We start from the raw sequence: 15037 nt of genomic DNA, 5'->3' as shown, positions 1-15037 counted from the left end.
CTCTTACTACCTGAATGCTTCCTTGGTTAAACATCAACCCTCAAAAAAACCGGCGTAGGTTTAGGCAGCGTAATGCCTGAACTTACGCACGTGTCGTACAAAGATTTTAAATCTCGTTGTTCTTTCGCAATTTGCAGTTGATTTAGTATCATCTCTGCTGACTTTGGAACAATCGGTTGCAATAAAGTGCCAATTATCCTGATATATTCCAGTAACTTGTAAATTACTAAATTCATGCGTTCTCTATCAGTTTTGCTTAATGTCCAGGGTGCACTTTTGTCTATGTAGGCATTTGCTTCAGAAGAGATGTTGATAATTAGAAGCATAATCTGGTTAAATTCATACTTTGATAAATGGTCCATCACTTGACCTAGTATAGCTTTGCAATTTGGCAGACTTTCTTCACCTCTAAGTAAATCTCGATCAATTGTTGGTACAATTCCAGAGCATTGCTTGTGTAAAAATGAAATTGTTCTTTGTACTAAATTGCCTATGTTGTTTGCCAGTTCTGAATTTATCCGGCTGATCATATTTTTCTTACTAAAGTTACCATCCTGGCCAAAACTTGCTTCTCGAAGGAGAAAATAGCGTAGTTGATCAACACCAAACTCTTGAGCGAGGCCAATTGGATCTATGACATTACCAAGGGACTTGGATATTTTTTCTCCCTCGTTTAGCCACCAACCATGAACTGCAATTTGTTTTGGTAGTGGCAAATCTGCTGCAAGGAGAATTGCCGGCCAATATACGGCGTGAAAGCGCAATATGTCTTTACCAATTACATGAACGTTGAAAGAGCTGTCAGCTAGGTTTGCGGCGCGTAACACTGGAATCTGCGTTTTCCCTTGGTTTGGTGTCATTCCAGCGCGTGACGCTGGAATCTGCGTTTTAGATTCTGCCCAAAACCTCTTATATTCCTCACCTTCAGTACTAGGGAAACCTATTGATGTAAGATAATTGGTTAATGCATCTATCCAGACATAGATTACGTGTTTGTCATTACCTGGTACTTTTATTCCCCAGTTAAAACTAGTGCGAGAGATTGAGAGGTCAATGAGCCCTGATCTTACAAACGATATCACTTCATTTCTTCTGCTCTCAGGAAAGATAAAACTTGGCTGATTTTTATAGAGTTCCAGTAATTTGTCTTGCCAGTTTGACAAGCGAAAAAAGTAGCTCTCTTCTTTTATCCACTGAACTTCTGCGCCTGTTGGTGCTTTGCCATCTATCAGCTCTGATTCCTGATAAAATGCTTCATCACGAACTGAATACCAACCCGAATAGGAATCCAAATATATTTGCCCTCTCTCTTCAAGTCTATTCCATAAAGCTATAACTGCTTTTTTGTGACGTTCCTCCGTAGTGCGAATAAAATCGTCATACTCAAAATTCATGAACTTAGCCAATTCTTTAAATGAAACGCTCACTTCATCTGTAAATTCTTTTGGCTGCATTTCCTTTGCTTTAGCTGCTTTTTCTATTTTTTGTCCATGTTCATCTGTACCGGTGGTAAATTTGACATTTTTCCCAGCTAGTTTCATGAACCTTGCCACCACGTCACACAAGAGAGAAGTGTATGCATGACCAATATGTGGCTTATCGTTTACGTAATATACTGGCGTGGTGATGTAAAAGTTCTCGAATTGTTCCATGGTTTAGCATTTTGATAAAAATCAACTGAGTTAATTATAGTATTAAAAAGGCAGTAATAAATAAATATTGATTAGGTTAAGCATAATTTTTGAAAAAAGCGATTTACTGAAATTTTATAAAAATAAGAAACAATCAGGCATGATTATTGAAAGCCCAGAACAGATAAAATCTGTAAAACCAAAAAGAAACTCCCTCTTTACTTTATGTTCTTTGGGTATAGTGTTATGAAGAAGCGCTTCTGCAGCTATAACCGAAACAATCAATGGTGCTATAAATGCCCGTTTGAAAGCATGGTTTTGGGGGAAATGGTAAAACCATTGATGGAGTTCTTTTTGGGCTACCTCGTTTAGAAGATTGTATAACCTAACCGTCCCAAGCTGAAGTGCTTCTTATCATAATAATATAGGAGGGATTTTATATGGCAGAAGCAAAAAGTAAATTAAGAACAATAAACCTTGATGCAGCAGGGATTGATATTGGCTCGACTGTACATTATGTATGTGTACCTGAAGGAAGAGATGAACAACGTATCCAAAAATTTGGGTGCTTTACAGTAGATCTACACAACTTAGCAAAGTGGTTAAAAAAGTGTCAGGTTAGAACTGTAGCCATGGAGTCAACTGGAGTATATTGGATTCCCTTATTTCAAATATTAGAATCACATAAATTTGAAGTAAAATTAGTAAATGCGCGACATGTCAAAAATGTGCCTGGTAGAAAGTCTGATGTTCAAGATTGTCAATGGCTGCAACAATTGCACAGCTATGGACTGCTTCAAGGATCATTTAGACCGGATAATCAAATGTGTGTACTGCGTAGTTACGTTAGACAACGTGCTAATCTAATTGAAAATGCAGCTAAACATACTCAACGTATGCAAAAAGCGCTAATTCAAATGAATATTCAATTACACAAGGTTATTAGTCATATTACTGGGATAACTGGTATGAAAATCATTGAAGCTATAATTGAAGGCGAAAGAGATCCTGAGAAATTGGCTAAATTCAGGGATGCACGAATAAAAAATGATCAGTCTACTATAGCAAAAGCGTTAGCTGGTGATTATAGAGAGGAACACTTGTTTGTGCTAAAACAAGAATATGCAGCATATACTTTTTTTCAAGAGCAAATAACGGGATGTGATAAAAGTATAGAAAATTACTATAAAACATTTGAAACAAAGTCGAATGAGAACAGGGCATTGAATAAGACACGAAAGAGAAAACAGAAGAATAGTCCAGATTTTGCCGTAGATGAAGATTTATATCGAATAACGGGGATGGATTTTACTAGAGTTCCAGGACTTGATGTATTAAGTATACAGGCTGTCATTTCAGAAACAGGTATAAATCACAATAAATGGAGGACAGAAAAGCATTTTTCTTCCTGGCTCGGATTAAGTCCTGCTAATAAAATTACAGGAGGGAAAATTATTGGAACAAGAACTCGTAAAGTTGTTAATCGTGCTGCAACTGCCTTGCGACTTGCTGCTCATTGTGTATCAAGAAGCAACACTGCACTTGGTGCATACTGCAGGAGGTTAAAGAAGCGACTAGGGATACCAAAAGCGATCACTGCTACAGCAAGGAAATTAGCATGTATTTTTTATAATATGCTAAAATATGGACAAGAATATGTAGAAAAAGGAATGAACTATTATGAAACACTCTACAAAGAGAGAGTAGTCAAAAATTTGACTAAAAAAGCAAAGGAATTTGGTTATATACTAATGAAAGAGGAGCCGATAGATGAAGAAGGTTCTTAGAGGTTGTCCGGAAACAAGTAAATTCAAGCATATTCCCTCTTTAACATAACCCTACTCATAGCTAGGTATATGAAATTCTCAGTGGATGTTGTGAGTAAATCATACTCCTTCGATAGCCTTCTATTCCTATTAACCCAAGCAAAAGTCCTTTCTACAACCCATCTTCTTGGCTGTACTTTAAACCCTTGTTCTCTTGTTGGTAGTAGCTCAGGTGGCGTATCTTTGTGCACCCAAAATCTACATGGAGGCCTTGTAACAATTTCAATATCTATGTCATATTCTTCCTTTATGTGATTCTTTAAATTTCTTCCTTGGTATCCCATGTCAGCCCACATTTTTTTAACTTTAGTATATTTTGTTCTCATATTGTTTAATGCTATTTTAATACCATCTCTATCATTTTCGTTAGCAGCGCCTACGTAACAACCTAGTATAAAACCCTGAGTGTCTGTAATTATATGCCTTTTTCTACCCTTTACTTTTTTACTTCCATCATAGCCTTTGATCCCCCCTTTTCTGTAGTCTTTACAGATTGACTATCTACTATACAGGCACTCGGCTGCTCATTCCTTCCTATTTTTCTTCTACTATATTTTGTAATTTCATAATTCATTTTCTCAAAAATTCCCTGCTTCTTCCATTGCCTGAACTGCTCATACACAGTCTTCCATAGCGGAAAATCATTTGGTAAATACCGCCATTGACACCCTGTACGCAATACATAGAAAATTGCTTCTAATATTTCTCTTTTGCTATACTTTGGCGGCCTTCCTCCTTTCTTGTATGATACTCTGAAGTGTTTTTCTATTCTTGCCCATTCCCTTTCGCTTAGATCTGTTGGATACTTTTTTCTCATCTTTACCCCGTACTAAAATTTCAGATATTATAGCCTTTTACTTGTTTCCGGACAACCTCTCATACCAATTCTCATTGTTGTCCAGTCAAATAGGAAACATTGCAGAGTTGTTTAATTGTGGAGCTGGCAAGAGAAGTAATAAATTTGCACAAAGCACCCTCAAGTAGAGCAATTGTATCGTATATTTTATTGCGCAAAATGTTCTGTTTTATATATAACCAAAGCCTCTCAACAGGATTTAGCTCAGGTGAGTATGGAGGTAGGTATATAATGTCGATATTTTTAGGTACCTTTAAATTTTTTGACCTATGCCAACTAGCACAGTCCATAACGAGAAAAGCCTCTCGTGTTTCTAGATATTGCGAAATTTGCTCAAGAAATATGTTCATGCAATCAGTGTTGACATTTGGTGCAAATAAGCTAGAACTCTCTCCATTTCTAGGATTAACTGCACTATAGAGATAGAAATTTTGCCTACCTAATTTTGTTTTAACCTGTGTTCTAATCCCCTTTTTAAACCACCCATGTCCGACTTTTGAATGTGTGCCAAACCGTGATTCATCAAAGAAAAATAGCTCTTTTTCTGGATACTTGCTAATTGTATGGTCCCAGAGTGTGATGGTGTGGATTTAGTATAAATAATTCTGGAGACTGTGTCCACTGATAACATATAAATTCATAAGGAGTAAGACCCTTAAGAGTTTTGAGTCTCTTTGCATAATTATAAGCCATAACAAAGTTATAAAGGTGTTCTTTAAGTTGCTGGTGCGATTGATAGTAATACTTCTTAACTGTAGCATCCTTTAAAGTTTTATTCATACGCTCGACTTGCCCATTCGTCCAAGGATGGCTAACTTTTGTCAAACGATGTTCAATAACATTCTCTTCGCAAACTCTATCAAATATATGTTGGAAAGCATACTTATGACGCTTCTGGTTTGTAAATTGTATACCGTTATCTGTCAAAATAGTATGGATTTTATACGGTAAAATTCTAATCAAATTACGTAAGAACTCAGCAGCTATGGGTTTTGTAGCACTGTTACACAACTCAACATAGGTAAATTTGGATGTCCTATCAATAGCAACAAACAAATGTAATTTGCCCTCCTCAGTTCTAACTTCAGCAATATCAATATGAAAGTAACCGATAGGATATTGTTTGAATTTCTTTTTTGACTTAACTTCTCCATCAACAGTTGGTAATCTGCTAATGTTGTGTCTTTGTAAACAACGATGCAAGCTAGAGCGAGTCAAATGCGGAATTGTAGACTGCAGAGCGTAAAGGCAATCATCTAGTGGCAGTAGTGTATACTTGCGAAATGTAACTATTATAGCTTCCTCTTCTAGCGTTAAAACAGTTGATCTTGGATGCTTTGGACCCATATCAGCATCTTTCGTAAATGAACGTTTTCTCCACTTAATAATAGTTTTTGGATTAAGGTTATAATGCTTGGAGAGTTTTGCTATGCTCTCTTTTCTATTTTGTATTGCTCTACGAATCGTCTGTGTTGTTTTGGCGCACCCATGTAATATCTGTCCCATAATGACTCCTTAAATGATGATGATAGTATACCATCACTCTCTGGGACCATACAGCTAATAGCTCCATTGAGATTTTTTTTTGAATTCCTCTTGTTTGCTTTTATCTTGTCCATTATGAACTGGTCTTGGTGTAATATATGAGAATTTCATCTTTTGCATATGGCGGTGTACTGTAGATTTGCTGATATTTAATCCGAACTTTTCCTGGATTCTTATTCTCATTTCTTTAATGGTGATATTAGGATTTTCTTCTATCCACTCTTCAATTTGCTGTAGTTGAGCCTGATTTAATTTAGTTTTTCTACGACGTTGTGAAGGAGCAAACAGTTTTTCTTCTCTGCCAATTTTCAAGAGTTTTACCCACGAAGTTAGTGCGCTTCTTGAAATGCAATATATTTTTGCTACAGCCGTTATACTGTACTTTTTTGCTGCAATTACAGCATTTAGTTTTTTTGAAACATATGCATTATTCCTTACTTTCTTCAGCATTTCTTTTGCTGATTCTACTACTTTTTCATCCAATAATTTTGATCTTAATGCCATTTAAACCTCGCTATTTTACTTACTTCAGTATGGCTTTTCTTCCATCATTGTCCATCTGTTTGCCCTGTAATGGGAATTGGTATCAGTTGATGGCACATAATTATCGTAAGCATATTTGCCAGAATACAAGACACCATTAACTGCTTCTTTTGCAAACCAAACAGCGCTATTAACTGTTCCTTTTGCAAGCTGAACAGTGCCATCAGCAATTGCCACTTTTAATTTGTCTTCTTCTATCTTTTTATTTTTTCAGCTAGTTGAGTTTTTGCTCAGAATTTTTCTGCTTTTGAGTGCGTACTTGATCTTTTAACTTAGAATTTTCTTCCTCTTGAGCTTTTACTTCCGCTTCTTTTTTAGCTAGTTGAGTTTTTTGCCCAGAAATTGTTTGCTCTTGAGCTTTCATTTTATTTTTTAACTCAGAATTTGTTTTGTTCTCACTAATTGCTTTATACGAAAGTGCAATAGTTACAACAGAAAACACAGCATAACCAATAATAAATGGCAAGCCAACACTTAATGCTGCAACTGGAGCTAAGAAACCAATATAAGGAGCTGCAGCAAACACTTCAGATGCTAATAAAGTTGCAGTAGCCAGAGCACCAGCTATAAGATAGGGTACATTGTTTTTATTCATCATCTCACGTATTATAAAATATAATACCATTATAAAAGGATTTTTAAGAAATTGTCAAGCTATCTTTACATAAAAAAATAATCAATGAACTTGGGAACAAGAAGATTGCTGCCAAGCTATGAACTATGCCTTTCTGTGTAATCTTTAAACGAACCTCTGTTAGAGTCAAAATATAGCTTCACACTGCCAATTGGTCCATTTCTCTGCTTTGCAATAATGAGCTCTGCAATGTTTCTAATTTTTTCCATTTTCTCTTGCCATTCCCGATGTTTATTGTTTCCTTCATTTGGCTGTTTTCTTAGTTCATAATACTCTTCTCTATAGAGAAACATTACTATATCTGCGTCTTGCTCTATGCTCCCTGAATCACGTAAATCAGAAAGTTGTGGTTTTTTATCATCCCTCTGCTCAACAGAACGAGAGAGCTGAGATAGTGCAACAATGGGAATATTTAGCTCCTTTGCAATTGCTTTCAAACCCTGCGTCACTTCCGAGATTTCTTGCACTCTATTTTCATTACTCCTTTTTGTTGTTCCTCTGATTAGCTGCAAATAATCAATGAATACCACTTCTACATTATATAATTGATACAGCAAGCGTATTCTGGTGCGAAGGGCACTAATTGATAGCGCAGGGGTGTCATCTATGATGAAAGGCAGTTCAGATAATTCTGTACTAGTATTGATAAATTCATGCAATTCAAAATCACTAATTCTCCCGGTTAATGCCTTATAATAACTAATCCCTGAATCTATAGTGATCAGCCTTGCAGTTAATTGCTCTGCTGACATTTCAAGCGAGAAAAACGCTACATAGTGTTGCTTATCTGCTCTTTTTTGCAACATCTTACAAGCATTGAGTGCGATGTTTAGCGCCAATGCTGTTTTTCCCATAGAAGGCCTTGCAGCTAAAATTAATAAATCAGATTTTTGTAGACCACCAAGAAGCTGATTTAGATCTTGAAGTCCGGTTGTAACGCCTAGCGCTTCTGGATTATTTTTCAGTGTGCTGATCTTCTCAACTACATCTTTAATTGAACTTGCAAGTTTTATATATGTTTTCTCACCTTGTTTTTTTACTGCCAAATTGAACAATTTTGTCATTGCTTGTTCAATTTGCGCCTGTGCAGGATTTTCAATATCGTAGTTGTAGCTATCACCAACTATTTCTTGCCCGAGCTTAATTAAACATCTCCTTAAGTAAGTATCACGGATTATTCTAGTCAAACTATAGATATCAAGCGCAATACTTGCCTTCGCTGCAAGCTTTGCTAAGTACTCTACCCCACCACATTCGGTAAACGCTTGGTCGTTCTCAAAAAACATTTTGAGGCTCAGTTCATTGGCAATTATGCCATGTTTCCTGGTTTTGGATATTTGCGTAAAAATACTTTGATGTAATGGATCATAGAAATTCTCCGCTGTGATTGTGTCTTCAACCGCATCACAGATTCTATTATCACGAATCATTGCACCAATAAGCATCTGTTCAGCTTCTAGGTTATGCGGTAATTTACATATTTCCTTGTCTACACTTCTTGAACCCAAGAGACTAGCTAATTCATTCATTTTAAGTTTTGAGAGTAACTGTTGATTATTGTAGAATATTTAGTCCTCATTTGAAAGATGTAAAGGCAAAAAAATTTGACTAATTCCGTGTTGCCTATAGCATTAAAACTTAATGCCCCTGTGGTGGAATGGTAGACACGGCAGACTCAAAATCTGTTGCTTGCAAAAGCATGCTGGTTCAAGTCCGGCCAGGGGCACGTTAAATATTGGAAAGTATATATATGTTACATAAATTTTTTAATCGTTTATTTTCTATTTTTTCTTCTATAAATGTTATTCAAAAGGTAAAGAAAGATGAAAATGGGATATGTTATGTAACGGGCCTCAGGCGCTATATATCAGTATTGCTTGATTTGATTATTATCGTTTTGTTCTTGCAGTTTTGCAGCCAAGCCTTAAATCAGCTCTTTATGAACTCAGAGGATAGCAAAATATTAAGTCAAATTGCTGCAAAATCCCCAATGCAAGCACCACTGTCTGCGGAAGAAAAGACAACGCAGAGTAGACTTATAAAATTACTAATCCTAAATCAAATAGTCCAGTTTATTATGCTCTTTTGCTATGTAATATATATGTGGGTAAAGTTTGCTACTACACCTGGAAAACTATTATTTGGGCTTAGAGTTGTGGATGCACAAACTTTCGAAAAGATGACCCTAAAACAAGCAACAAAGAGATTTTTTTCCTTTATATTGTCAGTTGCACCATTGTTCTTGGGCTTTTTATGGTCAAATTTCAACAAACGCTGTCAAACTTGGCACGATAAGATCGCAGGCACAGTGGTTGTCACGAGTAAAAGCCTTAGAAGGCAGAGCTAAAAACTACTTGACACCCTTCGCCAGCCCCTTTATCATGATACTGAAGGTATTCATTTATCTTCAATCTGTGCAGATTAAACGACAACAGTATTACGTATTGGCGTCTTATTTTTAATTTTTTGCACTATGTGCATGCACTGGGATGACACCTCTGGGCACTGCCGTCGTAAAGGAACCAGTGTCAGCTACTCGGATGACAAAGGAGGACAGTGTCTCAGCTACTTTCATGACACCATTTGCTGTCTTTAAAAATGAATGTTCTTACAATTGTGCGTCATGCGCTTTATTAAATATTTTACTTAAAAATCTAATTTCTTATTATACAAGAGATAAGCAATTCATTGATGATGAAAAATTACAAAAAGGGGCATAGAAAGCGCCTAAGAGAGAAAATTATTTTAGATAATGGACAATCATTACTTGATTATGAAGTTTTAGAGCACATTTTATATTCAGCATATAGTAGAATTGATGTAAAACCGGTGGCAAAGAGTTTGATAGAAAGTTTTGGCAGCTTAAATAAAGTTTTTAATGCTGACCTGGAAGCGCTGCAAAACGTTGATGATGTCAGCAATGCAGCGATATCTGCCATCTTTTGTGTAAAACAAGCCTTTGTTCGTTCTGCAAGAGAAGAAATAAAAAACCTGCCTGTAATCGATAACTGGGAAAAATTGCTTGATTATTTAAGAATAAGTATAGGAAGCCTCAATAAGGAAAATTTTCGTGTCATCTATATGAATAAAAAGTATCGTCTAATAGCGGAAGACCTGCAAAATATTGGTACAGTAGATCAAACTCCTCTTTATGTCAGAGAGATCATCAAGCGCGCACTTTTGATTGGTTCAACATCCATTGTAATATCTCACAATCATCCAAGCGGAGATACACAACCTTCAAATAGCGATATATCTCTCACTAGACAACTAGCAGAAGCTTGCCAAAGTATAGGAATAGAATTAATAGACCACATTATTATTACATTCAGTAGCTATTTTAGTTTCAAGGAAAATAGGTTGTTGTGAAAGCCTTTATAGCTACAGTAACTTAGATGTATGGTCCCAGAGTGTGATGGTGTGGATTTAGTATAAATAATTCTGGAGACTGTGTCCACTGATAACATATAAATTCATAAGGAGTAAGACCCTTAAGAGTTTTGAGTCTCTTTGCATAATTATAAGCCATAACAAAGTTATAAAGGTGTTCTTTAAGTTGCTGGTGCGATTGATAGTAATACTTCTTAACTGTAGCATCCTTTAAAGTTTTATTCATACGCTCGACTTGCCCATTCGTCCAAGGATGGCTAACTTTTGTCAAACGATGTTCAATAACATTCTCTTCGCAAACTCTATCAAATATATGTTGGAAAGCATACTTATGACGCTTCTGGTTTGTAAATTGTATACCGTTATCTGTCAAAATAGTATGGATTTTATACGGTAAAATTCTAATCAAATTACGTAAGAACTCAGCAGCTATGGGTTTTGTAGCACTGTTACACAACTCAACATAGGTAAATTTGGATGTCCTATCAATAGCAACAAACAAATGTAATTTGCCCTCCTCAGTTCTAATACCAATTCCCATTACAGGGCAAACAGATGGACAATGATGGAAGAAAAGCCATACTGAAGTAAGTAAAATAGCGAGGTTTAAATGGCATTAAGATCAAAATTATTGGATGAAAAAGTAGTAGAATCAGCAAAAGAAATGCTGAAGAAAGTAAGGAATAATGCATATGTTTCAAAAAAACTAAATGCTGTAATTGCAGCAAAAAAGTACAGTATAACGGCTGTAGCAAAAATATATTGCATTTCAAGAAGCGCACTAACTTCGTGGGTAAAACTCTTGAAAATTGGCAGAGAAGAAAAACTGTTTGCTCCTTCACAACGTCGTAGAAAAACTAAATTAAATCAGGCTCAACTACAGCAAATTGAAGAGTGGATAGAAGAAAATCCTAATATCACCATTAAAGAAATGAGAATAAGAATCCAGGAAAAGTTCGGATTAAATATCAGCAAATCTACAGTACACCGCCATATGCAAAAGATGAAATTCTCATATATTACACCAAGACCAGTTCATAATGGACAAGATAAAAGCAAACAAGAGGAATTCAAAAAAAAATCTCAATGGAGCTATTAGCAAGTATCCAGAAAAAGAGCTATTTTTCTTTGATGAATCACGGTTTGGCACACATTCAAAAGTCGGACATGGGTGGTTTAAAAAGGGGATTAGAACACAGGTTAAAACAAAATTAGGTAGGCAAAATTTCTATCTCTATAGTGCAGTTAATCCTAGAAATGGAGAGAGTTCTAGCTTATTTGCACCAAATGTCAACACTGATTGCATGAACATATTTCTTGAGCAAATTTCGCAATATCTAGAAACACGAGAGGCTTTTCTCGTTATGGACTGTGCTAGTTGGCATAGGTCAAAAAATTTAAAGGTACCTAAAAATATCGACATTATATACCTACCTCCATACTCACCTGAGCTAAATCCTGTTGAGAGGCTTTGGTTATATATAAAACAGAACATTTTGCGCAATAAAATATACGATACAATTGCTCTACTTGAGGGTGCTTTGTGCAAATTTATTACTTCTCTTGCCAGCTCCACAATTAAACAACTCTGCAATGTTTCCTATTTGACTGGACAACAATGAGAATTGGTATAAGAGGTTGTCCGGAAACAAGTAAAAGGCTATAATATCTGAAATTTTAGTACGGGGTAAAGATGAGAAAAAAGTATCCAACAGATCTAAGCGAAAGGGAATGGGCAAGAATAGAAAAACACTTCAGAGTATCATACAAGAAAGGAGGAAGGCCGCCAAAGTATAGCAAAAGAGAAATATTAGAAGCAATTTTCTATGTATTGCGTACAGGGTGTCAATGGCGGTATTTACCAAATGATTTTCCGCTATGGAAGACTGTGTATGAGCAGTTCAGGCAATGGAAGAAGCAGGGAATTTTTGAGAAAATGAATTATGAAATTACAAAATATAGTAGAAGAAAAATAGGAAGGAATGAGCAGCCGAGTGCCTGTATAGTAGATAGTCAATCTGTAAAGACTACAGAAAAGGGGGGATCAAAGGCTATGATGGAAGTAAAAAAGTAAAGGGTAGAAAAAGGCATATAATTACAGACACTCAGGGTTTTATACTAGGTTGTTACGTAGGCGCTGCTAACGAAAATGATAGAGATGGTATTAAAATAGCATTAAACAATATGAGAACAAAATATACTAAAGTTAAAAAAATGTGGGCTGACATGGGATACCAAGGAAGAAATTTAAAGAATCACATAAAGGAAGAATATGACATAGATATTGAAATTGTTACAAGGCCTCCATGTAGATTTTGGGTGCACAAAGATACGCCACCTGAGCTACTACCAACAAGAGAACAAGGGTTTAAAGTACAGCCAAGAAGATGGGTTGTAGAAAGGACTTTTGCTTGGGTTAATAGGAATAGAAGGCTATCGAAGGAGTATGATTTACTCACAACATCCACTGAGAATTTCATATACCTAGCTATGAGTAGGGTTATGTTAAAGAGGGAATATGCTTGAATTTACTTGTTTCCGGACAACCTCTAAGAGGTTGTCCGGAAACAAGTAAAAGGCTATAATATCTGAAATTTTAGTACGGGGTAAAGATGAGAAAAAAGTATCCAACAGATCTAAGCGAAAGGGAATGGGCAAGAATAGAAAAACACTTCAGAGTATCATACAAGAAAGGAGGAAGGCCGCCAAAGTATAGCAAAAGAGAAATATTAGAAGCAATTTTCTATGTATTGCGTACAGGGTGTCAATGGCGGTATTTACCAAATGATTTTCCGCTATGGAAGACTGTGTATGAGCAGTTCAGGCAATGGAAGAAGCAGGGAATTTTTGAGAAAATGAATTATGAAATTACAAAATATAGTAGAAGAAAAATAGGAAGGAATGAGCAGCCGAGTGCCTGTATAGTAGATAGTCAATCTGTAAAGACTACAGAAAAGGGGGGATCAAAGGCTATGATGGAAGTAAAAAAGTAAAGGGTAGAAAAAGGCATATAATTACAGACACTCAGGGTTTTATACTAGGTTGTTACGTAGGCGCTGCTAACGAAAATGATAGAGATGGTATTAAAATAGCATTAAACAATATGAGAACAAAATATACTAAAGTTAAAAAAATGTGGGCTGACATGGGATACCAAGGAAGAAATTTAAAGAATCACATAAAGGAAGAATATGACATAGATATTGAAATTGTTACAAGGCCTCCATGTAGATTTTGGGTGCACAAAGATACGCCACCTGAGCTACTACCAACAAGAGAACAAGGGTTTAAAGTACAGCCAAGAAGATGGGTTGTAGAAAGGACTTTTGCTTGGGTTAATAGGAATAGAAGGCTATCGAAGGAGTATGATTTACTCACAACATCCACTGAGAATTTCATATACCTAGCTATGAGTAGGGTTATGTTAAAGAGGGAATATGCTTGAATTTACTTGTTTCCGGACAACCTCTAACTTCAGCAATATCAATATGAAAGTAACCGATAGGATATTGTTTGAATTTCTTTTTTGACTTAACTTCTCCATCAACAGTTGGTAATCTGCTAATGTTGTGTCTTTGTAAACAACGATGCAAGCTAGAGCGAGTCAAATGCGGAATTGTAGACTGCAGAGCGTAAAGGCAATCATCTAGTGGCAGTAGTGTATACTTGCGAAATGTAACTATTATAGCTTCCTCTTCTAGCGTTAAAACAGTTGATCTTGGATGCTTTGGACCCATATCAGCATCTTTCGTAAATGAACGTTTTCTCCACTTAATAATAGTTTTTGGATTAAGGTTATAATGCTTGGAGAGTTTTGCTATGCTCTCTTTTCTATTTTGTATTGCTCTACGAATCGTCTGTGTTGTTTTGGCGCACCCATGTAATATCTGTCCCATAATGACTCCTTAAATGATGATGATAGTATACCATCACTCTCTGGGACCATACATCTTAGATTTACCGACAATCGTCATTCCGCTACGTGTTAGCGGCTAAGAGATACCGTGACGGGATGACGTAGGGGTTGCCGAGAACTTGTCATTCCAGTGCTTGACACTGGAATGGCTTTGTTGCATCGCTACTTATGAAAGGCTAACTATAGTTAGGATTATAAGCAACCTATTGAAAATCTTGTTTTTTTGCAATCAATCTGATCAAATTTAAGAATAGTAATTTGTTATTTATATTAATAAATTTAATTCTATTGAAAATAGCTAAAGCATTGAAATTCTCGAATTTTAGCCGGATTGGTAAATGGTAGTGAAATTTCTTTTACTCAAATTTAGGTATTCATTGACCGTTCTTGTTATAAATACCAGAATAATAAGCTACTGATATTCCCTATCTTTTTTATCTTTAATCCATCATAGCTAGCGATGCAACAAAGCCCACTGGAATCCAGTTTTCTTTACAAATTCACCAAAAGTGCTTCATTCTATAACGCAAAACCCATACTCACCAAACCCAATGCATTACTTGCAATTAAGTTTCCTGGATCCCAGTGTCTGGGCACTGGGATGACACCGTCATAAAGGAACCAGTGTCAGCTACTTTCATGACACCCTTCTGGTAGGCCCAAATCGCAATGTTCGTACAGTTGTGGAATGAATCG

Annotated in this window: 12 protein-coding genes, 1 tRNA gene and 5 pseudogenes; 8 read left to right on the top strand and 10 right to left on the bottom strand. The window is 36.1% G+C overall.

Going from position 1 to position 15037, the window contains the following annotated elements; genetic code table 11:
- Positions 1-26: 26 nt before the first annotated feature.
- The gene (metG, locus tag AAGD74_RS03055; protein WP_338482334.1) at positions 27-1652 is read right to left on the bottom strand and encodes a methionine--tRNA ligase; all 1626 of its coding nucleotides are present in this window, start codon (positions 1650-1652) and stop codon (positions 27-29) included.
- A gap of 419 nt (positions 1653-2071) precedes the next feature.
- Here metG and AAGD74_RS03050 point away from each other — a divergent pair, with 419 nt between their 5' ends.
- Positions 2072-3418, top strand: coding sequence for an IS110 family transposase (locus AAGD74_RS03050; protein WP_338482333.1), 1347 nt, complete (start codon positions 2072-2074; stop codon positions 3416-3418).
- A 23-nt stretch (positions 3419-3441) separates the two neighbouring features.
- On the opposite strand, the pseudogene AAGD74_RS03045 reads toward AAGD74_RS03050, so the two are convergent.
- The 7 genes and pseudogenes from AAGD74_RS03045 to AAGD74_RS03015 form a co-directional block, all read right to left on the bottom strand.
- Positions 3442-4274 (bottom strand): annotated as a pseudogene (locus tag AAGD74_RS03045) (IS5 family transposase).
- Positions 4275-4345: 71 nt separating this feature from the next.
- Positions 4346-4873 (bottom strand): annotated as a pseudogene (locus AAGD74_RS03040) (IS630 family transposase); the annotation flags it as partial.
- Positions 4869-5819 (bottom strand): IS481 family transposase, encoded by a 951-nt coding sequence (locus AAGD74_RS03035; RefSeq protein ID WP_341810740.1) that lies wholly within the window; start codon positions 5817-5819, stop codon positions 4869-4871. The gene AAGD74_RS03035 and the pseudogene AAGD74_RS03040, both read right to left, overlap by 5 nt.
- A 75-nt stretch (positions 5820-5894) precedes the next feature.
- Positions 5895-6362: pseudogene (locus tag AAGD74_RS03030) on the bottom strand (helix-turn-helix domain-containing protein); the annotation flags it as partial.
- Between the two features lie 24 nt (positions 6363-6386).
- Positions 6387-6578 carry a hypothetical protein gene (locus tag AAGD74_RS03025; protein ID WP_341810738.1) on the bottom strand — a complete coding sequence of 64 codons (192 nt, stop codon included), beginning with the start codon at positions 6576-6578 and terminating at the stop codon, positions 6387-6389.
- A 37-nt stretch (positions 6579-6615) separates the two neighbouring features.
- Positions 6616-7026: a hypothetical protein gene (locus AAGD74_RS03020; protein WP_341810737.1), complete on the bottom strand. Its 411-nt coding sequence runs from the start codon at positions 7024-7026 to the stop codon at positions 6616-6618.
- A gap of 86 nt (positions 7027-7112) precedes the next feature.
- Positions 7113-8564, bottom strand: coding sequence for a replicative DNA helicase (locus AAGD74_RS03015; protein ID WP_006279932.1), 1452 nt, complete (start codon positions 8562-8564; stop codon positions 7113-7115).
- Positions 8565-8678: 114 nt separating this feature from the next.
- On the opposite strand from AAGD74_RS03015, the gene AAGD74_RS03010 reads away from it, so the two are divergent.
- From AAGD74_RS03010 to radC, 3 genes are all read left to right on the top strand, one after another.
- Positions 8679-8761, top strand: a tRNA-Leu gene (locus AAGD74_RS03010).
- 24 nt (positions 8762-8785) lie between these two features.
- Complete coding sequence (locus AAGD74_RS03005; RefSeq protein ID WP_015589093.1) at positions 8786-9382, top strand: RDD family protein; 597 nt, start codon at positions 8786-8788, stop codon at positions 9380-9382.
- 347 nt (positions 9383-9729) lie between these two features.
- Entirely contained in the window at positions 9730-10404 is a 675-nt protein-coding gene (gene radC / locus AAGD74_RS03000; protein WP_010962534.1) for a RadC family protein, read from the top strand.
- 22 nt (positions 10405-10426) lie between these two features.
- Here radC and AAGD74_RS02995 read toward each other — a convergent pair.
- Positions 10427-10954 (bottom strand): annotated as a pseudogene (locus AAGD74_RS02995) (integrase core domain-containing protein); the annotation flags it as partial.
- A gap of 81 nt (positions 10955-11035) precedes the next feature.
- Here AAGD74_RS02995 and AAGD74_RS02990 point away from each other — a divergent pair.
- From AAGD74_RS02990 to AAGD74_RS02980, 3 genes are all read left to right on the top strand, one after another.
- A protein-coding gene (locus AAGD74_RS02990) for an IS630 family transposase (protein WP_265029767.1) occupies positions 11036-12047 on the top strand; the annotation gives its coding sequence in 2 pieces (ribosomal slippage) (positions 11036-11497 and positions 11499-12047; 1011 coding nt in all).
- A gap of 71 nt (positions 12048-12118) precedes the next feature.
- Positions 12119-12951, top strand: a protein-coding gene (locus AAGD74_RS02985; RefSeq protein WP_236514306.1) for an IS5-like element ISWpi1 family transposase whose coding sequence is annotated in 2 segments (ribosomal slippage) — positions 12119-12488 and positions 12488-12951 — 834 coding nt in all. Because the reading frame shifts where the segments join, the coding sequence is not laid out codon by codon here.
- An 86-nt stretch (positions 12952-13037) separates the two neighbouring features.
- Positions 13038-13870 (top strand): IS5-like element ISWpi1 family transposase gene (locus AAGD74_RS02980; protein WP_236514306.1). Its coding sequence is split into 2 segments (ribosomal slippage): positions 13038-13407 and positions 13407-13870, totalling 834 coding nucleotides; the frame shifts between segments, so codons are not numbered across the junction.
- Between the two features lie 22 nt (positions 13871-13892).
- Here AAGD74_RS02980 and AAGD74_RS02975 read toward each other — a convergent pair.
- A pseudogene (locus tag AAGD74_RS02975) lies at positions 13893-14321 on the bottom strand (IS481 family transposase); the annotation flags it as partial.
- 480 nt (positions 14322-14801) lie between these two features.
- Between AAGD74_RS02975 and AAGD74_RS02970 the strand changes: the two are divergent.
- On the top strand, positions 14802-14957 hold the full coding sequence (locus AAGD74_RS02970; protein ID WP_236514888.1) for a hypothetical protein: 156 nt from the start codon (positions 14802-14804) through the stop codon (positions 14955-14957).
- Positions 14958-15037 lie beyond the last annotated feature (80 nt).

Source organism: Wolbachia endosymbiont (group A) of Campoletis raptor (genome assembly GCF_964026755.1).
Taxonomy (GTDB): domain Bacteria; phylum Pseudomonadota; class Alphaproteobacteria; order Rickettsiales; family Anaplasmataceae; genus Wolbachia; species Wolbachia pipientis.
Note: the sequence above shows the minus strand (reverse complement) of the source record. Positions and strands in the feature narration are given on the sequence as shown.

What these genes read in the sequence shown, in the direction of transcription:
- metG (WP_338482334.1), bottom strand. Translation starts at nt 1,652, where the DNA reads ATGGAACAATTCGAGAACTTTTACATCACCACGCCAGTATATTACGTA.
- AAGD74_RS03050 (WP_338482333.1), top strand. Translation starts at nt 2,072, where the DNA reads ATGGCAGAAGCAAAAAGTAAATTAAGAACAATAAACCTTGATGCAGCA.
- AAGD74_RS03035 (WP_341810740.1), bottom strand. Translation starts at nt 5,819, where the DNA reads ATGGGACAGATATTACATGGGTGCGCCAAAACAACACAGACGATTCGT.
- AAGD74_RS03020 (WP_341810737.1), bottom strand. Translation starts at nt 7,026, where the DNA reads ATGGTATTATATTTTATAATACGTGAGATGATGAATAAAAACAATGTA.
- AAGD74_RS03015 (WP_006279932.1), bottom strand. Translation starts at nt 8,564, where the DNA reads ATGAATGAATTAGCTAGTCTCTTGGGTTCAAGAAGTGTAGACAAGGAA.
- AAGD74_RS03005 (WP_015589093.1), top strand. Translation starts at nt 8,786, where the DNA reads ATGTTACATAAATTTTTTAATCGTTTATTTTCTATTTTTTCTTCTATA.
- radC (WP_010962534.1), top strand. Translation starts at nt 9,730, where the DNA reads ATGAAAAATTACAAAAAGGGGCATAGAAAGCGCCTAAGAGAGAAAATT.
- AAGD74_RS02970 (WP_236514888.1), top strand. Translation starts at nt 14,802, where the DNA reads ATGCAACAAAGCCCACTGGAATCCAGTTTTCTTTACAAATTCACCAAA.